Below are 22,291 nucleotides of genomic sequence, written 5' to 3'. Positions count from 1 at the left end.
GCCGCGCCGCCGCGCGCCGCGGGAGGCCGCGGCATGATCGAGGCCATCTTGCGCTTCTCCATTGCCCGCCGCGGCCTGGTGCTCAGCGCCATGCTCGGCCTGATTGCGCTGGGCATCTACCACTACGGCCGCCTGCCCATTGATGCCGTGCCGGACATCACGAATATACAAGTACAGATAAACACGCAGGCCGACGGCTACACGCCATTGGAAGTGGAACAGCGCATCACCGTGCCGCTGGAAACCGCGATCACCGGCCTGCCGGGACTGAGTTACCGCCGCTCGCTGTCGCGCTACGGCCTGTCCCAGGTCACCGTGGTATTCGAGGACGGCACCGACATCTACTTCGCGCGGAATCTGGTCAACGAGCGCCTGCAGCAGGCACGCAGCCGCCTGCCCGAGGGCATAGAACCGGCGCTGGGGCCCATCGCCACTGGCCTGGGCGAAGTATTCCTGTACAGCGTGGAAGCCGATCCCGCCGCGCGCCAGCCCGACGGCCGGCCGTGGGATCCGATCGCGCTGCGCAGCCTGCAGGACTGGGTGATTCGGCCGCAGCTGCTGCAGGTACCCGGCGTCACCGAGATCAACAGCATCGGCGGCTGGGCGCGGCAGTACCACGTCATGCCCGATCCGGCGCGGCTGCTGGCCTACGGCCTGAGCTTCGACGACCTGGCCGCGGCGGTGGAGCGCAACAACGCCAACCAGGGCGCGGGCTATATCGAGCGCAACAAGGAACAGCTGCTGGTGCGCGTGCCGGGGCAGGTGCGCACGGCGCAGGATCTGGAACGTATCGTCGTGGCCACGCGCGAAGGTGTTCCTATCACCGTGGCCAGCGTGGCCGAAGTCGGCATCGGCAAGGAACTGCGCACCGGCGCGGCCACGCGCGACGGCCACGAGACCGTGCTGGGCACGGCCATCATGCTGATCGGCGCCAACAGCCGCAGCGTGTCCGCGGCGGTGGCGCGGCAGCTGGAAAGCGTCAACGCCAGCCTGCCGCCGGGCGTGAAAGCCGTGCCGGTCTACGACCGCACCCTGCTGGTGGACAAGACCATAGCCACCGTGCAGAAGAACCTGCTCGAAGGCGCGCTGCTGGTCATCGTGGTGCTGTTCCTGCTGCTGGGCAATCTGCGCGCGGCCCTGCTCACCGCGCTGGTCATTCCCATTGCCATGCTCATGACGATCTCGGGCATGGTGGAGACCGGCGTGTCGGCCAACCTGATGAGTCTGGGCGCGCTGGATTTCGGCCTGATCGTCGATGGCGCGGTAATCATTGTGGAAAATTGCCTGCGGCGCCTGTCCGCGGCCAGCCATGGACAGGGCGCGCCGCTGCCGCTGGGCGAGCGCCTGCAACTGGTCTACGAGGCCACCGCCGAGGTGATACGGCCCAGCCTGTTCGGCGTGGGCATCATCACCGCGGTCTATCTGCCGATCTTCGCGCTGCAGGGTGTGGAAGGGAAAATGTTCCATCCCATGGCGCAGACCGTGGTCATGGCGCTGGTCGCCGCATTGCTGCTGTCGCTGACCCTGATCCCCGCCGGCGTGGCCGTGCTGTTCCGCGGCCCGGTCAAGGAATACGAAAGCATGTTCCTGCGCGTGCTGCGGCGCGCCTACGCGCCGGCGCTGCGCTTCGCCCTGCGCGCGCGCCTGGCCTTCGCCGCCGCGGCGGCGGCGCTGGTCGTGCTATGCGGCGCACTTGCCGCGCGCATGGGCACGGAGTTCGCGCCGAATCTGGATGAAGGCGATTTCGCCGTGCAGGCGCTGCGCATCCCGGCCACGGGCCTGAGCCAGTCGCTTGCGTTCCAGCAGCAGATCGAACGCCGCCTGCTGCAGTTTCCCGAAGTGCAGACCGCGTTCGCGCGCACCGGCACGGCGGAAGTGGCGACCGATCCCATGCCGCAGAACATCTCCGACGGCTACGTCATGCTCAAGCCGCGCGCGCAGTGGCCCGATCCTTCCAAGACCAAGGCCCGGCTATCGGCCGAGATCCAGCAGGCATTGGAGCAGCTTCCCGGCAATGCCTACGAGATGAGCCAGCCCATACAACTGCGCTTCAACGAGCTGATCTCCGGCGTACGTACGGATTTCGCGGTGAAGATCTACGGCGACGACCTGGACCAGCTGCTCGCCGCCGGCAACCGCATCGCCGGCGTACTGCGCGGGGTGTCCGGCGCGGCCGACATGCGCGTGGAGCAGGTCGACGGTCTGCCGGTGCTGTCGGTGGAACCGCGGCGCGAGGCGCTGGCGCGGGTCGGCGTCGCGCTGGCCGACCTGCAGGCCGTAGTGGCCGCCGCGGTCGGCGGGCGCACCATCGGCCAGGTGTTTGAAGGCGATGCGCGCTACGACATCCAGCTGCGCCTGGGCGAGGCCAGCCGCGAAGACCTGCGCGTGCTGGAACGCCTGCCCGTGCCGCTGCCGGGCGGCGGGCATATCCCGCTGGCCGAAGTCGCCAGCCTGGTCATCGCGCCCGGCCCCAACCAGATCAGCCGCGAGAACGGCAAACGCCGCCTGGTGGTGACGGCGAATGTGCGCGGCCGCGACCTCGGCGGCTTCGTCACAGAAGCCCAGCAGGCCATAGCCAGCCAGGCGAAACTGCCGCCCGGCCTGTGGCTGGGCTACGGCGGCACCTTCGAGCAATTGCAGTCGGCCAGCCAGCGCCTGCTGATCGTGGTGCCGCTGACCCTGGCCCTGATCCTGGGCCTGCTCATCCTCGCCTTCGGCTCCTGGCGCGACGCGCTGGTCATCTTCAGCGGCGTGCCGCTGGCCCTGACCGGCGGCGTGCTGGCGCTGTGGTTGCGCGGCATTCCGCTCTCGATCTCCGCCGGCGTGGGCTTCATCGCGCTGTCCGGCGTGGCCGTGCTCAACGGACTGGTGCTGGTCAGCTTCATCCGCAGCCTGCTGCAGCAGGGCCGTGCGCTGGATGAAGCCATCATCGAAGGCGCCCTGACCCGGCTGCGTCCTGTGCTGATGACCGCGCTGGTCGCCAGCCTGGGCTTCGTGCCGATGGCGCTGAATACCGGCACCGGCGCGGAAGTGCAGCGGCCGCTGGCGACGGTGGTGATAGGCGGCATCGTGTCCTCGACCTTGCTGACGTTGCTGGTGTTGCCAGGGTTGTTTCGGATGGCGAGGGGCAGGGGCGCGGTTCGTGATTCGTGATTCGTGATTCGGGAATCGGGAATCGGGAATCGGGAATCGCATTCGTGTGCGGCGGGATCCGTGGTTCCTGGCAATTGCCGGTTTCTTCGACAAGAAGCAGAAAGCTCCCTCTCCCCCAAGCTTCGCATGGGGGAGAGGGCTGGGCGGGGGGCGACGACCAACGCGCCTCGCTGTTTGAACTTTTGCCGAAATATTCATCGCCTGAGAGGCCGGCGAAGACCGTGCTGCCTCGCAATCTGATGCGCCGCCCCTTACCCAGCCCTCTCCCCAAGCGCATTCGCGCTGGGGGAGCGGGCTTTTCCAGCCTGGATTTGCGGCCGGGGCAGCTGTTGCGGTGTCGCTTCTGTTTGCTGCTATTGCCGTGCCCGCCTTGGGTATGGCCACGAAGGTCTACGCCGCGCGAGTTGATACCGCAAAAAACACCGCCCAGACGCCGATGCCGGGAGATCAACACCGAAAACTCAGCAGAGAAAGGCCAACACAGGCATGTCGGTACAAGAAGAACGACGCGGGAAGGTCGGCACGGAGAGGTCAATACGAAAAGGTCAACACACGGAGCGCCGACACCAGAAAACCCTACCGCAAACCGCCACTCCCGAACCTGCCCGTGACCTCGGCTCGCGCCTTACTTCGCCCCCTCCACGCCCCATGCCGATTGCACCCCCGGCCCGACTACATACATGCGGAACATCGCATTGCGCACCGGCGAGTCTCCGGCAAAGCGCCGGCGCCAGTCGTCCAGGTTGACGGCTTTGCGTGCGGCGGCGAGGTCCAGGCCGCGGCGGCGGGCGTCGGCGGTCTGGCGGCTGATGTCGGCGAAGAGGTCGCGCAGCTGGCGCAGGTAGGCCTGGTCCTGCTGTACCGGGCCGTGGCCGGGGACGATGCGGGCGGGGTTCAGGGCGAGCAGGGCGTCCAGGCTGGCGCTCCAGTCGTTGACGTGGGACTGCTCGCCGCCGACCAGCGGCACCGGCCAGACCACCAGATCGCCGCTGGCCAGGATACGTTCCTGCGGCAGCCAGACTACAAGGTCGGATTCGGTATGGCCGCGGCCGGCGCGGCGGATCTCGATGCGGCGCTGGCCGCGTTGCAGAACCAGATCGCCGGCGGCGCCCAGGTCCGGCAGCACATCCGGCGTGCCGGGCACCACCTTCATGTAGTGCGCGACCAGGGCGATATCGCTGGCGTAGCTGGTGCGTTCCTCCGCACTGATGGGCTCGCCGGCCAGGTTCTTGCCCTGGTCCAGCTGCGCCTGCATCTGTGCGGCGGCCTGGGGCGCGCCGGCGATCATGCCGGCGCGGTTCTTCGCGCCGGTGCCGGGCAGGTAGTCGCGCAGGCTGGGATGGGCGATGAAACGCAGGCCGGGATAGGCCGCGCGCCAGGCGGCGTTGCCGATCACGTGGTCGTCGTGCCAGTGGGTGTTGACGAGATAGCTGACCGGCTTGTCGGTGATCGTGCGCAGCGCGGCGATCAGTTCGGCCGAGGCTTCCGGCGCATCGACCACCACCACATCCGCGTCGTTGACGATGAACAGGCAGTTCGCATCGACCATGAGGCCAGGCGGATCGGTGCGGACGGCGGCGTGCACGCCCGGGGCCAGGGTCTCGATGCGGAAACCCGGCGCGGCCGGCGGCCCGGCCCGGGCAGCGGTCAGGCCGCCGGCGCACAGGCAGGCCAGCAGCAAGCGGGCGGCCAGTGGACGGACAGGACGGGAACACAGGTGCTGGGTCATGGCGGGCTCCGGGGCTGGGATTACCATGCCGGCAGCGCGGCAGCGGCGCCAAGGCCGCGAGGTGGCGGGGGCTGCGCGTTGGCATAGGCCGAAGGGCAGGGGCCGCGCGCAGCGGGCGGCCGGGGCCGGGATGTGCGGCAGTCGGCAGTTCTGGAGCCGCTCCGGTGAATCGCCTATGATCGGTGCAGATGAGTCAGCGCCAGCCCCTCACCATCCTTTTTGCAGACGTCTCCGGCAGCACCAAGCTGTTCGAGACCCTCGGCGACGAAGCCGCGCGCCGCATTGTGGCCGGCGTGCTGCAGGCGCTGGCGGAGATCACCCGCCGCCACGGCGGGCGCCTGATCAAGACCATCGGCGACGAAGTCATGTGCACCTTCCCGGGAGCGCTCAACGGCCTGCTCGCCGCCACCGACATGCAGAAGCGCGTGTCCTCGGACCCGGCCTTCATCCGCGACAACCTGGCCATCCGCGTCGGGCTGCACCACGGCGAGGCCCTGATCGAAGACAGCGATGTCTACGGCGATGCTGTGAACACCGCTGCGCGCATGGCCTCGCTGGCCAAGCGCGAGCAGATCGTCACCACCGCCTCCACGGTCACCGGCGTGACCAACACCGGCCCGCTGCGCACGCGCTCGCTGGGCACGGCGCGGGTGTCGGGCAAGCTGCAGCCCATCGAGATCGTCGATGTGATGTGGCAGGACGACATCTCCAACGTCACCACGGTGCAGCGCGTGGTCAAGCTGGTCGAGGCGCAGCCGCGCAAGGCGCGCCTGCTGCTGCGCTACCGCGGCCAGGCCATAGAGATCGACGAGCTGGCGCCGACGTTCTCGCTGGGCCGCGAGGCCAGCAACAATCTGATGGTCGACGCCGAGTGGGTATCGCGCACTCACGCCACCCTGGAATACAAGCGCGGCTACTGGGTGCTGGGCGACCGCTCCACCAACGGCACCTGGGTGCGCCTGGGCGAAGCCGAGGAACTGCGCCTGCACCGCGACGAGATCCAGCTGCGCAGCAAGGTCGGCACCATCAGCCTGGGCCAGGAAACGGCGCTGAATCCGGATTACGTGCTGCAGTTCCAGTGCGTCGAGGCCTGAGGCGCGGCGCAGGGCCGCTGCTGTCGCATCGGCGTACCACCGCGAACTGAGCAGTGCGCTGCCGTCCGGTATGGCCGGGCAGATCGAAGTTTCCCGTTATCGGACGGCTACGTGCCGCGGCACCGCTGGCGCGTGCGCATGGACGGCTCCGGTCCGGGCCGGAGCCGCGCTCCGTGGCACGCGCACAAAAAAGCACGCGCCCCGGAAGGCGCGTGCTCTGCGGACTCCGCAGGGTCGATTCAGTCACTCCGGACGGATGCCTCCGCCGGCCGCAGCTCAGCGCGCGTAGGGATTGCGCAGCTTGCCGCGGGCATCAGTCGCGTCATAGCGCACGCGGTCGTTCTCCACGAAGCCCACGGCGGTGTAGGCGTTGACGTAGTCGACCACGTCGGCCAGCGCAGCGCCGCTGGCTTCGGCGATTTCTTCGAGGCTGGCGAAGTCCTTCATCATGAAGGTGCTGATGCGGAAGTGCTTGGCGAACTCGCGCTCGCTCTGCGGATAGCGGCCCAGCTTGTAGCGCGCGACCCGGTCCAGCCCCGGCAGCAGTTCGCCGCGCGAGCGGTGCAGGGTATAGAACCAGAGCAGGCGCGAATACGGCTGCGCGGCCAGGCTGCCCTTGGCAGCGGCGAAATCGGCGGCATTGAGCAGCTGCCAGTCCGCATTGGTCAGGCTGCGCGTGCAATGCGGCGCCAGCGGACGCAGGCCGGTCGCGCTGCTGTACCAGGACTGGCTGGCCGGATCCAGCAACAGGTCGGGCGCACCCTCGGTGACCAGGCGGGCCGGGCCGGGCAGGGGCGTGCCGGTGAGGAAATCGGCCAGGCTGAGTTCGCGGGCCGGCGGCGGCGGCGCGGCCGCGGGCGGCGGTGCGGCCGGCGCCGGCCGCGGCGCGGGACGCGGGGCCTCGGCCTGGGGTGCCGGCTCAGCGCGCGGCGGCGCTTCCTGGCGCGGTGCCGGCGGCGGCGTGGGGCGCTGCGGCCGCGCCTCGCCCGGCGTGTATTCGCTGGCATAGCCTTCGCGCGGTTCCGCGGCCGCTGGCGTGGCCGGTGCGGCGGCGCCCGAGGGCAGGTTGAACATCAGCAACAGCTTGACCAGGCCTTCCAGGCTCAGCGGCCGGCCCAGCAGCAGGTCGGATTCGCGCGCGGTCTCGCGGCTGGTGAAAGCGGCGGTGCGCTTGCCGGCACCGCTGGCCTTGAGCCAGGCCATGTGGCCGAACACCGAATCGACATCGACGACGACCAGATCGGCGTCGCGCTCGTTGCTGACTTCCCAGGACTGGCGCAGCCGTTGCGCCGCTGCGGCCAGCAGCGAGCGGAACTCGTTTTCCTCGTCCGGGCTCGCGCCGACCAGCGCGATCTTGTAGGCCATGAATGATGCTCCCCCTGAGCTTGCCGCGATCCTCTGCAGGACCGGGCGAATGGCAGATTGATGTTGCAGCCATTGTCGCGAACGGGGCAGGGTCGTCAACTGCTGGCTGTCATGCGAGGGCGGGATGGTTGCACGCGGCGGCGGCGGCTCCAAGCATTGAATTTGCCGGCTTCGCCATCCGGCCGGCGGCGCGGCGCTGGGCCGGCGTGCCGTGCGCGGCAGAATCCGCCTGCGGCCGCGGCCGCGGGGCGGTTCTTGCGGCTGCCCCCGGCCGCCTAGGCCGCGGCCGGCGTCTCGCTCTGCTGCATGGCCCAGAGCGCCGCGTAGCGTCCGCCCGCGGCGAGCAGGCTGGCGTGTGTGCCGCGCTCGGCGACGCGGCCCTGTTCCAGCACCAGGATCTCGTCCGCGTCGACGATGGTGGACAAGCGATGGGCGATGACCAGGGTGGTGCGGTCGCGGGCGATTTCCTCCAGCTCGGCCTGGATGATCTTCTCCGTGCGCGTGTCCAGCGCGCTGGTGGCCTCGTCGAACACCAGCAGGGCCGGGTTCTTGAGCAGGGTGCGCGCGATCGCGACGCGCTGCTTCTCGCCGCCGGACAGCTTCAGCCCGCGCTCGCCCACCGCGCTGTCGTAGCCCTGCGGCAGGGACAGGATGAAATCGTGGATATGCGCCGACTTCGCCGCGGCGATCACTTCCTCGCGGCTGGCTTCCGGCCGGCCGTAGGCGATGTTGTAGTAGATCGAGTCGTTGAACAGCACCGTATCCTGCGGAACGATGCCTATGGCCGCGCGCAGCGAGTCCTGGGTGACTTCGCGTATGTCCTGTCCGTCGATGCGGATGGCGCCGCCGCTGACGTCGTAGAAGCGGTACAGCAGCCGCGCCAGGGTCGACTTGCCCGCGCCGGTGGTACCGACGACGGCCAGGGTCTTGCCGGCCGGAATGCAGAAATCCACATCGCGCAGGATGGGACGGGCCGGGTCGTAGTGGAAATCGACTTGGGCGAAGCGCAGTTCCGCGCCGTTCACGCGCAGGGCCGGCGCGCCGGGCGCGTCGCTGACTTCCTGCGCCTCGTCCAGCAGCGCGTACATGCGCTGGATATTGGCCAGGGCCTGTTTGACCTCGCGGTAGACCATGCCGAGGTAGTTGAGCGGGATCGACAGCTGGATCAGGAAGGCGTTGACCAGCACCAGGTCGCCCAGGGCCATGCGCCCCTCGGTCACGCCGACTGTCGCGCGCCATAGCAGCAGGGTCAGGCCCACGGCGACGATGCCGGCCTGGCCTATGTTCAGCACGGCCAGCGTCTTGAGGCTCTTCACGGTCGCCTCTTCCAGCCGCACCAGGCTGCCGTCGAAACGGCGCTGCTCGTGTTCCTCGTTGTTGAAGTACTTGACCGTCTCGTAGTTCAGCAGCGAATCCACGTTGCGCGCATTGGCCTCGGTATCGGCCTCGTTGGCGGCACGGTAGTAGCGCAGGCGCCATTCGGTCACGGCGAAGGTGAAGGCGATATACGCCGCCAGCGTGCCCAGGGTGATGACGGTGAAGGTCCAGTCGTAGCGCCAGATCAGGATGGCGCTGACCACGATCACTTCAAACAGGGTGGGCAGGATGGTGTAGAGGGTCCAGTCCAGCAGGTCGGAGATCGCGGTCATGCCGCGTTCCAGGTCGCGCGCGACGCCGCCGGTCTTGCGGTCCAGGTGGAAGCGCAGGCTCAGCGCGTGCAGATGACGGAACACCTTCAGCGTGACCATGCGCGAGGTGCGCGCCAGCACGCGCGCGAACACGATGGAGCGCAATTCCTGGAACAGCGACGAGGCCAGCCGCAGGGCACCGTAGGCGACCAGCGGCACCAGCGGCACCAGCGGCAGCAGCAACAGGCTGGGAGCGACGTCGAGGCGGTCGATCAGCTCCTTCAGCGCCAGCGGCACGGCGATGGTGGCGAGCTTGGCCGCGACCAGGAAGGCCAGCGCCAGCGCGACGCGGCCGCGGTAGGGCCACACCTGCGGCAGCATAAGGCGCAGCGTGGCAAAGACGGAGCGATCGGGCGTTGCGGCGGCGTTGCTCATGGATCGCACCGGATGGAGGACGCAGGGCAGGTGGGGACGGCGCGGCGGCGATCAACCGGCGGCGGGGTATATGATCGGGTTTTCCATCGTTGGAGAAGATCAATGGCCATGAAGTACCGTCTCCTTTGCGCCGCCGCGGTCGCCCTGCTGGCCGCTTCCGCCCAGGCCCAGGACAGCAAGGCCCCTGCCGCCGCGCCGGCGCTGCCGCGCACCGCCGCGCCGGCCGGCGCCGAGCTGTATTTCATCGCGCCCGCCGACGGCGCCACCGTGGGCAAGGAATTCACCGTGCGCTTCGGCCTCAAGGGCATGGGCGTGGCGCCGGCCGGTGTGACCACGGAGAAGACCGGCCATCATCATCTGCTGATCGACGTGGCGGAACTGCCGCCGATGAATCTGCCCCTGCCTAACGATGCGCAGCACAAGCATTTCGGCGGCGGGCAGACGGAAGTCAGCCTCAGCCTGCCGCCGGGCAAGCACACTTTGCAGCTGATTCTTGGCGATGCGCTGCATATCCCGTTCGATCCGCCGATTGTTTCGCCGAAGATTACGGTGACGGTGAAGTGAGGTTCTGGTGCTGATGCCGGACAAGCAAGTTTTTTGTGCCGGGTCAGTGGATTCCGGGCGGATTGCCCGGTGATTGAATGTCCGGGGCCGCTTGTCGGGCGGCCGCCGGTACGCTCGTTGTTCGCGGGCTGGATCGCGTGCGGGATTTGCCTTGCCGGCTTGTTGAAAATTGCGGCGAAAATCCAGACGCGGTGGCGGTTCAGACGTAGCCCCTCGCCCCGGCCCTCTCTCCCGACGTCGTCGGGGAGCGGGCGTGTTTTCGGCTCGGTTCGTGACGGACGTGCCGCGGAATGCTCAGCCTGTCAGCAACCCACGCTGCAGCAGCCAGGCGCGGGCGTCTTCGGCGTCCTGTTCGAACCAGGCGCGGGTGGAGCCCAGGCGGTAGGTATAGCCCCAACTGTCCATGTCCTGCATCAGCCGCGCCGAGCCTACGCCGGGCAGCTGCCCGGCGAGCACGATCTGCAGGTAGCAGGTAGCGTCTTCCTCGGCCACCGAGTCGGTGGCGTCGGTATGCACCAGGGCGCGCCGTTCCGGCGGCTGCACGATGAGGTGACAGGCTTCGTGCAGGGCCGAATGCACCGGCGTATCGCCGCGCACATAGACCTTGCAGCCGATCAGCCCGGCCTCGGGTTCGCCCCAGTAGCTGCCGGGAATCGGCGCGCCGTCGGCCACTTCGACCAGTTCCAGGCCGTGTGCCGCCAGCAGCGTGCGCAGCGGCGCCGGGTCCAGTTCGGCCAGGGTCAGCACGGCGCCGGCGGCGCAATGATCCGGCGGATGGGTCGCGGAAGGCGGCATGCGTGACTCGCGCCGGCGCGGCGCCTCAGGCTTCGCGCGCGGCCGCGGTGGCGGCGGCGCCGGCCTTGTCGGGCAGGGTCACGGTGAGGTCCAGCACTTCGTGGTCGCCGTCGCGCTTGACCTGGATGTCGATGGCATCCTGGTCGACGTTGACGTATTTGCGGATCACTTCCAGCAGTTCGCGGCGCAGCAGCGGCAGGTAGTCCGGGCTGCCGCGGGCGCTGCGCTCCTGGGCGACGATGATGCGCAGGCGCTCCTTGGCGATGGTCGCCGTCTGTTTGGGGCTGCCGCGCAGGAAATCGAACAGGCCCATGCTCAGCTCCCGAACAGTCGTGACAGGATGCCTTTCTTCGGTGCTTCGAGGAAACGCATGGGACGGTCCTGGCCGAGCAGGCGCGCGACCGCGTCGTCATAGGCGTGACCGGCGTTGGAGTTCTCGTCCAGGATCACCGGGATGCCGGCGTTGGAAGCGGCCAGCACGCCTTCGGATTCGGGCACTACGCCGAGCACTTCGATGCCGAGGATTTCCTTGACGTCGTCTATGCTCATCATGTCGCCAGCGGCGACGCGGGTGGGGTTGTAGCGGGTCAGCAGCAGGTGCTGTACCACCGGCGCGGCGCCGGTCTCGGCGCGCCGGGTCTTGGAGGAAAGCAGGCCCAGGATGCGGTCGGAGTCGCGCACCGAGGACACTTCCGGATTGACCACGACGATCGCCCGGTCGGCGAAATACATGGCCAGGAAGGCGCCTTTCTCGATGCCGGCCGGCGAATCGCAGACCACGTAGTCGAAACCTTCGTCGCGCAGCTCGTTGAGCACGCGCTCGACGCCTTCCTTGGTCAGCGCATCCTTGTCGCGGGTCTGCGAGGCGGCCAGCACGTGCAGGTTCTCGTAGCGCTTGTCCTTGATAAGCGCCTGCTTCAACGTGCATTCCTGGTGGATCACGTTGACGAAGTCGTAGACCACGCGGCGTTCGCAGCCCATGATCAGGTCGAGGTTGCGCAGGCCCACGTCGAAGTCGATCACCGCGACTTTCTTGCCGTGCCTGGCCAGGCCTACGGCGATCGAGGCGCTGGAAGTGGTCTTGCCGACTCCGCCCTTGCCGGAGGTGACGACGATGAATTCAGTCAAGTTGCTCTCTCCAATTCCACTTTGGCTCTTTTTGCTTATTTATTGCTGCGGGCCGAGCCTGGCCAGCAGCAGCTTTTCCCCCTCCAGCCAGACCTGCACGGGCTTGCCGCGCAGGTCCGCCGGGATGTCTTCGAATACGCGGTAGTGGCCGGCGATGGAAACCAGCTCGGCCTGGAAATCCTGGCAGTAGATGCGCGCGCTGGCGTCGCCCTGGGCGCCGGCGATGGCCTTGCCGCGCAGCGCCGCGTACACATGCACCGAGCCGTCGGCGATCACCTCCGCGCCGTTGCCGACCATGGCCGTGATGACCAGGTCGGTGCCGCGGGCGTAGACCTGCTGGCCCGAGCGCACCGGCAGCGTCTGCAGCAGGCTGGCCGGGCCGCGCTGGGCGCTGGGCGGCGGCGGGGTGGCGCGGGCCGGCGGTTCCGGCGCGGCGGCGGCGGGCGGTGCGGCCTCGATCGCGCCGGCGGCGCTCTCGTAGGCGGCGCGGAATTTGGCAAACAGTGGAAGATCCAGCGCCACGGCCAGGGCTTCGTTCTCGCTGGTGCCGTAGGCCAGGCCCACCGGCAGCATGCCGCTGGAGCGGATCACGGCGAGCACCGAGCGCACGGTGGCCTCGTCCGGCAGCTGCGGCAGGTGGCTGAGATCCAGCACCACCGGCGCACGGCGGAACAGCTGCGGCGCGGTTTCCAGCTTGTTGCGGAGTTCCTGGGCCAGGGCGGCCTCGTCCAGGCTCTTCAGGCGCAGGTTGGCGATGCCGACCTGGCCGAACTTCAGTTCGCCCACCGGTTCGAAGCTGGGCAGGGGGCGCGCCATGGGATCAGAGTCCTCCGGCGGCGCGGCGCGGCGTGGGCGGGCCGCTGCGCTTGCGCTGGGCCAGCCAGGGCTGGTTGGGCAACTGGCCGGTGGGGCCTTCCAGGTAGGTGCTGCGCACGAACTCGTAGCTGGGCAGCTGCTTGGCCAGCAGGCTCACGCGGCGGCTCAGGCCCGGCATGATCTGCTGGCCCACTTCCTGGAAGCCGTAGGTGCCGTGGAACAGCACCGAGACATCGTCGCGCGGCTCCAGGAACACCTCGCAGGACAGCACCGGCACGCGCACCTCGGCGAAGCTGGTGGCATCGGCGTAGAACACCCGGCCCAGGCCCAGGCCGCGGTAGGGCTTGGCCACGACGATGCGGTCTATGTAGACGAAATTCGCGTAGCGCTCGCAGAACCAGCGGTAGTTCGGACTGTCGTAGTCGCTGGCTTCGCGCATGGCCATGAGGAAGCCGGCGATGTGGCCGTCGACGTCGGCGACGCGGAAATAGTCGGCATTGTCGAAAAACCAGCGGATTCGGGTCGAATCCAGGGCAAGGATGGTAGGGCCGGCGGCGTTGTTGAGGGCGAGGACGGAATCCAGCTCGTGCTCGCGCACGTCGCGGATGGCGATGGCCATTCGTTGCTCCAGCGGTATTGCGGGGCGGCCTACCGAAGGCGCCCACGGATTGGGCAAGTATCGCATGCAGCCGGGGCGGTAGCCATGACGCAGCGCGGGAAGTTCGCAGGCGGGGAGAAGGCAGGTATGTTAAGGATTGGTAAGTACAAACCGGTCCGGCAGCGGCCCCGTCGCGGTCCACTTTTTGGGCGCCGGTCCGGGCCGGCCGCGGCGCGGCAATCCGGACGGAAACGCCTTTGCTGCATTGCGATGACTTCGGACAGGTACGCCGCGGCCGCGCCGCGCCTATCATTGCGGCCATGCAGATAACCCAGATCAACCACATCCGCCTGATGCGCTACGCCGGGCTGTTCACCTATCTCTCGGTGGGCATGCCGCTGCTGCGCTACGACGGCCTGGTCGCGGAATTCACCGAATACCAGCGGCCGCTGTGGCATCTGTGGGCCTGGATCATCAGCTATGCCGTGTTCGGCCTGGTGTTCTGGCTGCTGCTGCTGAAGCTCGGCAGCCGCCGCTTCGTGCCGCTGAAGATCGTGCTGCTGGCGGTGCTGGTCGGCCTGGCCATCGCCATAGGCTGGTACAGCCAGAGCGGCCTCAGCGCCTACCTGCTGGTGATCCTGGCCATGCTGCTGCCCTGGCTGATGCCGCTGAAAGTGGCGCTGATCTGCATGGTGGTGCAGAACTACATCCAGGTGCCGGTGATCGCGAGCTATCCGGGCTTCACCCTGGGCCTGGCCATCATGCAGTCCAGCCTGTACCTGGGCATCACCGCGCTGGTGTTCTTCATCTCGCTGATCGCCAAGCAGCAGGGCGAGGCGCGCGACGAGCAGCGCCGGCTCAATTCCGAGCTGCGCGCCACGCGCGCGCTGCTGGCCGAATCCAGCCGCATTTCCGAACGCCTGCGCATTGCGCGCGAACTGCACGACCTGGTCGGCCACCACCTGACCGCGCTCAGCCTGAACCTGGAAGTGGCCAGCCACCTGGTGCAGCAGCCGGCGCAGGAACACGTGCGCAAAGCCCAGTCGGTGGCCAAGCTGCTGCTGACCGACGTGCGCGAAGTGGTCAGCCAGATGCGCGACAACGACAGCATAGACCTGACCCAGGCGCTCAATACCCTGATCGAAGGCGTGCCCAACCTGGATATCCGCCTGGAGCTGCCGCAGCGCTTCGCGGTGGAAGACCCGCACCGGGCGCATGTGCTGCTGCGCTGCGCCCAGGAAATCATCACCAACACGGTGCGCCATTCCGGCGCGCGTACCCTCTGGCTGCGTTTCGAGCAGATCGGCAACGAAGTCGTGGTGCACGCCCGCGACGACGGGCGCGGCAGCGAGAATCTCAACCCCGGCAACGGCCTGGCCGGCATGCGCGAGCGCCTGGCCCAGTTCGGCGGCCGTCTGCACATCACTACGGCGCGGGACCGGGGCTTCGCCCTGGATGCCTGGCTGCCCTTGGAGACAACTGCATGATTTCAGTCCTGCTGGTGGACGATCAGACCCTGGTACGCCAGGGCATCCGCAGCCTGCTTGAGCTTTCCGACGATATCCGGGTCATTGCCGAGGCCGCCGATGGCGCCCAGGCGGTAGAACTGATCCCGCAGAAGAAGCCCGACGTGGTGCTGCTGGACCTGCGCATGCCCGGCATGAGCGGCATCGACGTGCTCAACGCCCTGGCCCAGGCCAACCAGCTGCCGGCGACCATCATCCTGACCACCTTCGACGACGACCAGCTGGTGCTGGCCGGGCTCAAGGCCGGCGCGCGCGGCTACATGCTCAAGGATGTGTCGCTGGACCAGCTCGTCAACGCGGTCAAGACCGTCGCCGCCGGCGGCTCCCAGGTGGTGCCGGTCGCGACCCAGCGGCTGTACTCCGGGCTGGAGCGCATGCAGAACGATTTCGTCAGCCTGGACCGGCCCGATCCGCTGACCGACCGCGAGACCGAGATTCTGCGGCTGATGGCCAGCGGCTACAGTAACAAGGAGATTGCCAATTCCCTGGGCGTGGCGGAGGGAACCGTCAAGAACCACGTCTCCAACATTCTTTCCAAGCTCGGCGTGCGCGACCGCACCCGGGCGGTGCTCAAGGCCTTCGAGCTGGGCATAGTCTGAACGGCCGCGGCGGCGGCGTTGCGCTGCTTGCGGGCCGGACCTCCGGGCATGCCTGCGCCGGCTCCGGCGGCGGTTTTGCCGTGCCCGTCCAAGCTGCTGTTGTTACAAGGAATTACATCCGCGACGCCGATCACGCACCGGTTCGTCAAGATGGTTTGTTACTGCAATTCAGGTAATAGCCATCGTGATCCGGAGCAAGTACCATGCGCGACTCGGCGATTCCGGTCTGCGTCGCGCTTGGGCGTGCACCGGGCATCGGCCGTTTCTACCCTGCGATAGGCGGCGGCTTCGTGACCGCCCGGCGGAATAGTCCTGGAGACACCTGGAATGACGCGTATTCTTGAGTTCATTGTGGCCGCGATCATCGTGTTCGCGCTGGCCGTCGTAGTGGGGCTGGCGCTGCCGTCGTCGGGCCACATCGAACGGTCCGTGGACATCAGCCACAACCTGCGCCACATCGACGACATGCTGAGCAATTTCCGCCGCTTCCCTGAATGGGGTTCGGTGCGGATGATGGACAGCCAGGCCAAGTTCGCCCTGGAAGGCCCGGGCTCGGGCAAGGGCGCCAAGATCAGCTGGACCAGCAGCAAGCCCAATCCGGGCAACGGCAGCTACGAAGTGGTCGAGAAGGACCAGGACAAGACTATCGTCTGGAAGGTCGACGGTCCGTGGAAGGGCGAGAACAAGCGCTACACCATCAGCCTGGAGCCGCAGAAGAACGGCCGCATCACCAAGGTGACCTGGGCCTATGACGTGGACTACGGCTGGGATCTGATCGCGCGCTATTCCGGTCTCTATATCAACGGCGACCCGGCTACCCAGATCCAGCTCAACCTGGCCAGCCTGCAGCAGCAGATGGCGTCGATTCCCAACGTCGACTACACCCAGACCGAAATCTTCATCGCCGATGTGCCGGCGCAGCCGCAGCTGGTCGTCGCCACGACCGCGCCGCGCAGCCTGGACGAAGTCGACGCCGCCACCGTCAAGGCCATGGAAGAAATCCAGGCCGTGATGAAGAAGAACAACCTCACCGCCGCCGGCCCGCGCCAGACCATCACGGTGGAGTGGGGCGACGAGAACTACGTGTTTGAAGTGGCCCAGCCGGTCAGCAGCCCCAACATCAAGATCGACGGCAAGGACTTCGTCATCGGTCCGGCGCAGCCGCCCAGCCTGGCTGAACAGAATGCCGAGGAAGCCGAGCCGCCGGCACCGGTCCCGGGCCAGTACGACCGCAAGGGCAACCTGGTGGTCTCCGGCAATGTGGTCGCGCGCACCGGCTATACCGGCAAGGCCCTGGTCACCACCTGGGTGGGCAGCCCGGCCGGCCTGCCGCTGATGCGCCTGGCGCTCAAGGCCTATGCCATGTCGATGGGCTATCGCTTCAACGACAGCACCAACCGCTACTTCGACCTGCCGCTGACCGATCCGGCCACCACTGCCGTCGACGAGCAGCAGTTCAAGGTCTACCTGCCGATCACCGACAACGTAGTCGCCAACGAACCGGCCCCGGCACCGCCGGCGGCGACGGATCCGGCCGCGACTCCGGCGGCGGCCTCCGGCCAGCACTGAGTCTGCAGCTGCGCTGCACGAAAAGCCCCCGCATTGCGGGGGCTTTTTCTTTGTGCGGCCGGACAAGCGCCGCGCTGCCGCGGCTTGTTCTCCTGATCTCGCGGGGCCAGTGCGGCAGCCCCGCCTCCGCTACGCCGGGGCCGGCCGCTGTTTGACGCGGAGGCTCGGCTACTCAAATCCAGAGATTCCTTTGTGTCCGGCACAATGCGGCGGGCGGGAACTTTCTTTTAACTTTGCGGTACATTCCGACGCGCTCCGCCTGCCGCGAGCGCATGCCGGCCTGGTGATCCGCGCCGGAAAATCCATCGTCGTTCCGCTCGTCCGCGCAGCAGCGCGTGGCCGGGGAGCGGCTTGCACTGGAATTCATGAGTGACAGGACGATGATAGAAACTTCGCAACTGACGAAACGCTACGGCAGCTTCACTGCCGTCGACGGCATTTCGTTCAAGGTCGAGCCTGGCCAGGTGCTCGGCTTCCTCGGCCCCAACGGCGCCGGCAAATCCACCACGATGAAGATGATCGCCGGCTTTCTCGCGCCCACCGCCGGCAGCGCGAAAGTCTGCGGCCATGACGTGGAAAGCCAGCCCATCGAGGCCAAGCGCGCGCTGGGCTACCTGCCCGAAGGCGCGCCCAGCTACGGCGAGATGACGCCGCGCAGCTTCCTCGAATTCATTGCCGACGTGCGCGGCCTCGCCGGCGAGCGGCGCAAGCAGCGCATCGACGACGTGATCGGCCGGCTGCAGCTGGAAGGCGTGCTGGGCCAGTCCATAGATACCTTGTCCAAGGGCTTCAAGCGCCGCGTAGGCCTGGCCCAGGCCATATTGCACGATCCGCCCGCGCTGATCCTGGACGAGCCCACCGACGGCCTGGATCCGAACCAGAAGCACGAGGTGCGCAGCCTCATCAATGCGATGGCGCCGGACAAGATCATCATCATCTCCACTCATATCCTCGAAGAAGTGCACGCGGTCTGCACCCGCGCCGTGGTCATCGCCGGCGGCAAGCTGCTGGCCGACGCCACCCCGGCCGAACTGGAAGCCCGCTCGCGCTATCACGGCGCCGTGTCGCTGACCGCGCACAACACCGGCGCCGCGCGCGAGGCGCTGGCCCGGGTCGCCGATATCGACAGCATCGAGATCGACCCGCAGGATCACCGCATCACCGCCTTCCCCAAGAAGGGCCGCGCCATCTTCACCGCGATCAGCGAAGTGCTGAAGTCGCAGAACATCGCCGTCAGCGAACTGCAGCTGGAAGCCGGCCGCCTCGACGAGGTGTTCCGCGCCATTACCCTGCCGCACGCCAAGGAGGCCCGCGCATGAGCCCGGTCAGCACCGTATTCCGGCGCGAGCTGGCGAGCTATTTCGCCACGCCGGTCGCCTACGTCTTCATCGTCATCTTCCTGATCCTGGCTGGTGCGATGACGTTCTATTTCGGCGGCTTCTACGAGCGCGGCCAGGCCGACCTGCAGCCCTTCTTCAGCTTCCATCCCTGGCTGTACCTGTTCCTGGTACCGGCCATCGCCATGCGGCTGTGGGCCGAGGAGCGCAAGAGCGGCACCATAGAACTGCTGCTGACCCTGCCCATCACCATGTGGCAGGCAGTGCTGGCCAAGTTCCTCGCCGCCTGGGCCTTCATTGCGATTGCGCTGGCGCTGACCTTCCCCATCTGGATCACGGTCAACTACCTCGGCGATCCCGACAACGGCGTCATTGTCGCGAGCTACCTGGGCAGCCTGCTCATGGCCGGCGCCTTCCTCGCCATCGGTTCCTGCCTCTCGGCCGCCACGCGCAACCAGGTGGTCGCCTTCATCCTCACCGTGGTGATCTGCTTCCTGCTGCTGCTGGCCGGCTTCCCGCTGGTGCTGGGCTTCTTCCAGTCGTTCCTGCCCCAGGGCGTGGTCGATGCGATTGCGGGCCTGAGCCTGTTCGCCCATTTCCAGGCCATTTCCAAAGGCGTGGTCGATCTGCGCGACCTGATCTATTTCGCGCTGGCGATCGGCGTGTGGCTGTACGCCACGGCCATCGTGATCGATCTGAAGAAGGCCGACTGAGGAGCGACCCGCCATGGCATTCAACCGCAAGACCTTGACCGGCAGCGCGCTGCTGATCCTCGCCGTCCTCTTCGTCGCCGTCGTGCTGATCAGCAACGTGCTGTTCCGCGGCGCGCGCGTGGACCTTACCCAAAGCAACCTGTATACCTTGTCCGACGGTACCAGGAACATCCTCGGCAAGCTGGACGAGCCGATCAACCTGTACCTTTACTACTCGGACAAATCCACCGAGGACATCCCGCAGCTGCGCACCTACTACCTGCGCGTGCGCGAGCTGCTGGAGGAAATGGCCGCCCGCGCCAACGGCAAGATCAAGCTCAGCGTGATCGACCCGCTGCCGTTCTCCGAGGAGGAGGATGCCGCCGCCGGCTACGGCCTGCAGGCCGTGCCCATCAGCGCCGCCGGCGAGAAAGCTTATTTCGGCCTGGCCGGCACCAATTCCACCAACGGCACGGCGGTGATTCCGTTCTTCCAGCCGGAGAAAGAAACCTTCCTCGAATATGACGTGGCCAAGCTGATCCACGATCTCACCGTGGTGAAGAAGCCCGCCGTCACCTTCATCAGCAGCCTGCCCATGAGCATGGGCTTCGACCAGGCCACGCGCCAGATGCGCGAGCCCTGGGCGGTGTATTCGCAGCTGTCGCAGCTGTTCGACGTGCGCGAGACCAATCCGACCCAGCTCAAGGAGATCGGCAAGGACGTCAACGTCGCCGTGCTGGTGCATCCCAAGGAACTCAGCGACGACGCGCTTTATGCGCTGGACCAGTTCGTGCTGCGCGGCGGCCATCTGCTGGTGTTCGTCGATCCCAATGCCGAGCAGGATCAGTCCGGCGCCGATCCGGAGAACCCGCAGGCGGCCATGTTCGCCGACAAGTCTTCGGATCTGGCCAAGCTGTTCAAGGCCTGGGGCGTGGACTACGCCAAGGACAAGGTGGTGCTGGACCGCGCCCACGCACTGCAGATCAGCATTGCGCCGAACGCGCCGCCGGTGCGCCATCCGGGAATACTGGGCTTCACCCACAAGGATCTCAGCCGCGACGACGTGATCACGGCGAATCTGGAATCGGTGAACATGTCCACGGTCGGCTATTTCGAGCTGGCCAAGGACAGCCCTTCCAAGCTGGTCGCGCTGATCCAGTCCAGCGACCAGTCCATGAGCGTGCCGGCCGAGCGCCTCAAGTTCCTCAGCGATCCCAGCGCGCTGCTGCAGGATTTCAAGCCTACCGGCCAGCCCTTCGTGCTTGCCGCGCGCCTGGAAGGCCAGTTCAAGACCGCGTTCCCGGAACGCAGCGGCGCCGGTCATCTGGCCGAGGCCAAGGAAAAGAACGCGGTAGTGCTGTTTGCCGATACCGACATCCTCAGCGACCGGCTCTGGGCCCAGGTGCAGAACTTCTTCGGCCAGAAGGTGCTGAACGCCTTCGCCAACAACGGCGATCTGGTGGTCAATGCCGTCGACAACCTGGCCGGCGATTCGGACCTGATCTCCATTCGCGGCCGCGCCACCTCGCAGCGTCCGTTCACGCGCGTGGAAGAACTCAAGCGCGAGGCCGACGACAACTTCCGCAGCCACGAACAGAAACTGCAGAACGAGCTGAGCGAGACCGAGCGCAAGCTCACCGAACTGCAGAGCGCCAAGAGCCAGGACCAGGCCATGGTGCTGTCGCCGGAGCAGAAGAAGGAACTGGACAACTTCCTCAAGCGCAAGGTCGAGATCCGCAAGGAACTGCGCGAGGTGCGGCGCAAGCTCGATGCCGACATCGAGGCCCTGGGCACCCGCCTGAAGTTCATCAACATCCTGCTGGTGCCGCTGCTGATCGTGATTGCTGCGCTCGGTTTTGCCGGCTTCGGCGCGCGCCGCCGCGGCAAGAACTGAGCACAGGGAGAGACCCGGCATGAACCACATGAATTCCAAGACCGTGATCGGCCTGGGCGTGGCCGCGGCGGTGGCGCTGATTGCCGCGGCGGCGATCAACAGCTCGCGCAAGCCGCATAGCGAAGGCGCGCAGACGGCCAGCTACGCGCTGCCCGAACTCGCCGATCATCTCAACGACGTGAAGAGCCTGGGCCTGACCGGCCCGGGTTCGCAGCCGATCGCCACGCTGGAAAAAGGCGGCCAGGGCTGGACGCTGAAAGAAAAAGGCGGCTACCGCGCCGATGCGGGCAAGGTGCGCGAATACCTGCTCAAGCTGAGCCAGGCGCGCCTGATCGAGCAGAAGACCGCCAACGAGCAGCGCTACGCCGACCTCGGCGTCAGCGACATCAGCGCGGCCGAGGCCAAGGGCGTGCTGGTGACGCTGGACGGCCTGGGCAAGCCGGCCCAGCTTATCGTGGGCACGGTCAGCCCGCGCGGCGACGGCACCTTCGTGCGCCGCGCCGGCGACAAGCAGAGCTGGCTGGCCAAGGGCAATATCGCGCCGGACAAGAACCCCACCTACTGGCTGGATGCGTCCATCACCGACATCCCGGCCACGCGCGTGCGCGAGTTCAGCCTGCACAAGCCCGATGCCAAGCCGCTGCGCGGTTTCAAGACCCAGGCCGCGGACACCAACTACCAGGTGGCCGACCTGCCCAAGGGGCGCGAACTCAGTTCCGAGTTCGCCGCCAACACCCTGGGCACCACCCTGGCCGGGCTGAACTTCGAGGACGTGTTCCCGGCCGCGCAGAACCCGCCGCCGGCCGACAAGGTATTCCGCGCCACATACTCCACCTTTGACGGCGTCGTGGTCGAGGTGACGGCCTGGAAAAAGGACGAGACCAAGTTCTACGCCCAGTTCCGCGCCGACAAGGATGCCGCTGCTGCGGAGGCGGCGGTGACGCAAGCCCAGGCCAAGGCCAAGGCGGACTACGAAGCGCAGCAGGCCGCCCAGCCGGCCGATGCCAAGGACGCCAAGGACGCCAAGCCGGCCGCGCCGCCAGCGGCGGTCAGCGATCCGGCCAAGGACAAGGCCGACCGCTTCGCCGCGGTGGACAGCGAAGTCGCCGCGCTGAAGCAGCGCTTCGAGGGCTGGACCTTCGCCCTGCCGCAGCACAAATTCGCCAACCTGGACAAGAGCGTGGACGAACTGCTCAAACCGCTGGAACAGAAGCCCGCGGCAACGAAGAAATAAGCGTTGCGCATACGCGCGGATTTTTGCCAAAAATTCGAAACAGCGTCATTGCTGTCCGTACAAATCGACGCAAGTCATTGAGTCAAGCCGCAGGCTGGTCCTGCGGCTTTTTTATTTGTGCACAAAACTGAAATA

The 22,291-nt window shown here is 67.2% G+C and carries 18 protein-coding genes; 10 read left to right on the top strand and 8 right to left on the bottom strand.

The annotated features are described in order from the left end of the window. Positions 1-33 precede the first annotated feature (33 nt). Positions 34-3,153 carry an efflux RND transporter permease subunit gene (locus tag NM961_RS01535; protein WP_255910490.1) on the top strand — a complete coding sequence of 1,040 codons (3,120 nt, stop codon included), beginning with the start codon at positions 34-36 and terminating at the stop codon, positions 3,151-3,153. 625 nt (positions 3,154-3,778) lie between these two features. Here NM961_RS01535 and NM961_RS01530 read toward each other — a convergent pair. Further along, positions 3,779-4,882: an MBL fold metallo-hydrolase gene (locus tag NM961_RS01530; RefSeq protein ID WP_255910489.1), complete on the bottom strand. Its 1,104-nt coding sequence runs from the start codon at positions 4,880-4,882 to the stop codon at positions 3,779-3,781. 188 nt (positions 4,883-5,070) lie between these two features. On the opposite strand from NM961_RS01530, the gene NM961_RS01525 reads away from it, so the two are divergent. Beyond that, complete coding sequence (locus tag NM961_RS01525; protein ID WP_255910488.1) at positions 5,071-5,976, top strand: adenylate/guanylate cyclase domain-containing protein; 906 nt, start codon at positions 5,071-5,073, stop codon at positions 5,974-5,976. Between the two features lie 276 nt (positions 5,977-6,252). On the opposite strand, the gene NM961_RS01520 is transcribed toward NM961_RS01525, so the two are convergent. Together NM961_RS01520 and NM961_RS01515 are read right to left on the bottom strand one after the other, a co-directional pair. Beyond that, complete coding sequence (locus tag NM961_RS01520) at positions 6,253-7,341, bottom strand: hypothetical protein (protein WP_255910486.1); 1,089 nt, start codon at positions 7,339-7,341, stop codon at positions 6,253-6,255. Positions 7,342-7,616: 275 nt separating this feature from the next. Beyond that, positions 7,617-9,404 carry an ABCB family ABC transporter ATP-binding protein/permease gene (locus NM961_RS01515; RefSeq protein WP_255910484.1) on the bottom strand — a complete coding sequence of 596 codons (1,788 nt, stop codon included), beginning with the start codon at positions 9,402-9,404 and terminating at the stop codon, positions 7,617-7,619. Between the two features lie 108 nt (positions 9,405-9,512). On the opposite strand from NM961_RS01515, the gene NM961_RS01510 reads away from it, so the two are divergent. Further along, positions 9,513-9,968, top strand: coding sequence for a DUF4399 domain-containing protein (locus NM961_RS01510; protein ID WP_255910482.1), 456 nt, complete (start codon positions 9,513-9,515; stop codon positions 9,966-9,968). 294 nt (positions 9,969-10,262) lie between these two features. On the opposite strand, the gene NM961_RS01505 is transcribed toward NM961_RS01510, so the two are convergent. From NM961_RS01505 to NM961_RS01485, 5 genes are read right to left on the bottom strand one after another with little or no spacing between them, the layout of a single operon-like run. Next, positions 10,263-10,763: a hypothetical protein gene (locus NM961_RS01505; protein WP_255910480.1), complete on the bottom strand. Its 501-nt coding sequence runs from the start codon at positions 10,761-10,763 to the stop codon at positions 10,263-10,265. 25 nt (positions 10,764-10,788) lie between these two features. Continuing rightward, positions 10,789-11,076: a cell division topological specificity factor MinE gene (minE, locus tag NM961_RS01500; RefSeq protein WP_255910478.1), complete on the bottom strand. Its 288-nt coding sequence runs from the start codon at positions 11,074-11,076 to the stop codon at positions 10,789-10,791. A 2-nt stretch (positions 11,077-11,078) separates the two neighbouring features. Further along, on the bottom strand, positions 11,079-11,891 hold the full coding sequence (gene minD, locus NM961_RS01495) for a septum site-determining protein MinD (RefSeq protein ID WP_255910474.1): 813 nt from the start codon (positions 11,889-11,891) through the stop codon (positions 11,079-11,081). A gap of 39 nt (positions 11,892-11,930) precedes the next feature. After that, a complete protein-coding gene (gene minC / locus NM961_RS01490; protein WP_255910472.1) occupies positions 11,931-12,707 on the bottom strand; it encodes a septum site-determining protein MinC in 777 nt (258 codons plus the stop codon). Between the two features lie 4 nt (positions 12,708-12,711). After that, positions 12,712-13,326, bottom strand: a complete 615-nt coding sequence (locus NM961_RS01485) for a GNAT family N-acetyltransferase (RefSeq protein ID WP_255910470.1) — start codon at positions 13,324-13,326, stop codon at positions 12,712-12,714. A 299-nt stretch (positions 13,327-13,625) separates the two neighbouring features. Here NM961_RS01485 and NM961_RS01480 point away from each other — a divergent pair, with 299 nt between their 5' ends. The 7 genes from NM961_RS01480 (at position 13,626) to NM961_RS01450 (ending at position 22,156) form a co-directional block, all read left to right on the top strand. Then, positions 13,626-14,792 (top strand): sensor histidine kinase, encoded by a 1,167-nt coding sequence (locus NM961_RS01480; protein ID WP_255910468.1) that lies wholly within the window; start codon positions 13,626-13,628, stop codon positions 14,790-14,792. Beyond that, positions 14,789-15,430, top strand: coding sequence for a response regulator (locus NM961_RS01475; RefSeq protein WP_255910466.1), 642 nt, complete (start codon positions 14,789-14,791; stop codon positions 15,428-15,430). Before NM961_RS01480 ends, NM961_RS01475 begins: the two co-directional genes overlap by 4 nt. A gap of 327 nt (positions 15,431-15,757) precedes the next feature. Continuing rightward, positions 15,758-16,999 (top strand): SRPBCC family protein, encoded by a 1,242-nt coding sequence (locus tag NM961_RS01470; RefSeq protein WP_255910464.1) that lies wholly within the window; start codon positions 15,758-15,760, stop codon positions 16,997-16,999. A 380-nt stretch (positions 17,000-17,379) separates the two neighbouring features. Then, positions 17,380-18,318, top strand: coding sequence for an ABC transporter ATP-binding protein (locus tag NM961_RS01465; protein WP_255910666.1), 939 nt, complete (start codon positions 17,380-17,382; stop codon positions 18,316-18,318). Beyond that, on the top strand, positions 18,315-19,049 hold the full coding sequence (locus tag NM961_RS01460) for an ABC transporter permease subunit (RefSeq protein WP_255910462.1): 735 nt from the start codon (positions 18,315-18,317) through the stop codon (positions 19,047-19,049). The genes NM961_RS01465 and NM961_RS01460 overlap by 4 nt, the downstream gene beginning before the upstream one ends. Positions 19,050-19,062: 13 nt before the next feature. Continuing rightward, positions 19,063-20,922 carry a GldG family protein gene (locus NM961_RS01455; protein ID WP_255910461.1) on the top strand — a complete coding sequence of 620 codons (1,860 nt, stop codon included), beginning with the start codon at positions 19,063-19,065 and terminating at the stop codon, positions 20,920-20,922. A gap of 19 nt (positions 20,923-20,941) precedes the next feature. Continuing rightward, positions 20,942-22,156: a DUF4340 domain-containing protein gene (locus tag NM961_RS01450; RefSeq protein WP_255910460.1), complete on the top strand. Its 1,215-nt coding sequence runs from the start codon at positions 20,942-20,944 to the stop codon at positions 22,154-22,156. Positions 22,157-22,291: the final 135 nt, after the last annotated feature.

Source organism: Tahibacter harae (assembly GCF_024437735.1).
Lineage (GTDB): Bacteria > Pseudomonadota > Gammaproteobacteria > Xanthomonadales > Rhodanobacteraceae > Tahibacter > Tahibacter harae.
The sequence above is the reverse complement of the archived record's forward strand: the minus strand, read 5'-3'. Positions and strand labels throughout refer to the sequence as shown.

Excerpts from the sequence above, each read along its gene's own strand:
- NM961_RS01535 (WP_255910490.1), top strand. The coding sequence starts at position 34 with ATGATCGAGGCCATCTTGCGCTTCTCCATTGCCCGCCGCGGCCTGGTG.
- NM961_RS01530 (WP_255910489.1), bottom strand. The coding sequence starts at position 4,882 with ATGACCCAGCACCTGTGTTCCCGTCCTGTCCGTCCACTGGCCGCCCGC.
- NM961_RS01525 (WP_255910488.1), top strand. The coding sequence starts at position 5,071 with ATGAGTCAGCGCCAGCCCCTCACCATCCTTTTTGCAGACGTCTCCGGC.
- NM961_RS01520 (WP_255910486.1), bottom strand. The coding sequence starts at position 7,341 with ATGGCCTACAAGATCGCGCTGGTCGGCGCGAGCCCGGACGAGGAAAAC.
- NM961_RS01515 (WP_255910484.1), bottom strand. The coding sequence starts at position 9,404 with ATGAGCAACGCCGCCGCAACGCCCGATCGCTCCGTCTTTGCCACGCTG.
- NM961_RS01510 (WP_255910482.1), top strand. The coding sequence starts at position 9,513 with ATGAAGTACCGTCTCCTTTGCGCCGCCGCGGTCGCCCTGCTGGCCGCT.
- NM961_RS01505 (WP_255910480.1), bottom strand. The coding sequence starts at position 10,763 with ATGCCGCCTTCCGCGACCCATCCGCCGGATCATTGCGCCGCCGGCGCC.
- minE (WP_255910478.1), bottom strand. The coding sequence starts at position 11,076 with ATGGGCCTGTTCGATTTCCTGCGCGGCAGCCCCAAACAGACGGCGACC.
- minC (WP_255910472.1), bottom strand. The coding sequence starts at position 12,707 with ATGGCGCGCCCCCTGCCCAGCTTCGAACCGGTGGGCGAACTGAAGTTC.
- NM961_RS01485 (WP_255910470.1), bottom strand. The coding sequence starts at position 13,326 with ATGGCCATCGCCATCCGCGACGTGCGCGAGCACGAGCTGGATTCCGTC.
- NM961_RS01480 (WP_255910468.1), top strand. The coding sequence starts at position 13,626 with ATGCAGATAACCCAGATCAACCACATCCGCCTGATGCGCTACGCCGGG.
- NM961_RS01475 (WP_255910466.1), top strand. The coding sequence starts at position 14,789 with ATGATTTCAGTCCTGCTGGTGGACGATCAGACCCTGGTACGCCAGGGC.
- NM961_RS01470 (WP_255910464.1), top strand. The coding sequence starts at position 15,758 with ATGACGCGTATTCTTGAGTTCATTGTGGCCGCGATCATCGTGTTCGCG.
- NM961_RS01465 (WP_255910666.1), top strand. The coding sequence starts at position 17,380 with ATGATAGAAACTTCGCAACTGACGAAACGCTACGGCAGCTTCACTGCC.
- NM961_RS01460 (WP_255910462.1), top strand. The coding sequence starts at position 18,315 with ATGAGCCCGGTCAGCACCGTATTCCGGCGCGAGCTGGCGAGCTATTTC.
- NM961_RS01455 (WP_255910461.1), top strand. The coding sequence starts at position 19,063 with ATGGCATTCAACCGCAAGACCTTGACCGGCAGCGCGCTGCTGATCCTC.
- NM961_RS01450 (WP_255910460.1), top strand. The coding sequence starts at position 20,942 with ATGAACCACATGAATTCCAAGACCGTGATCGGCCTGGGCGTGGCCGCG.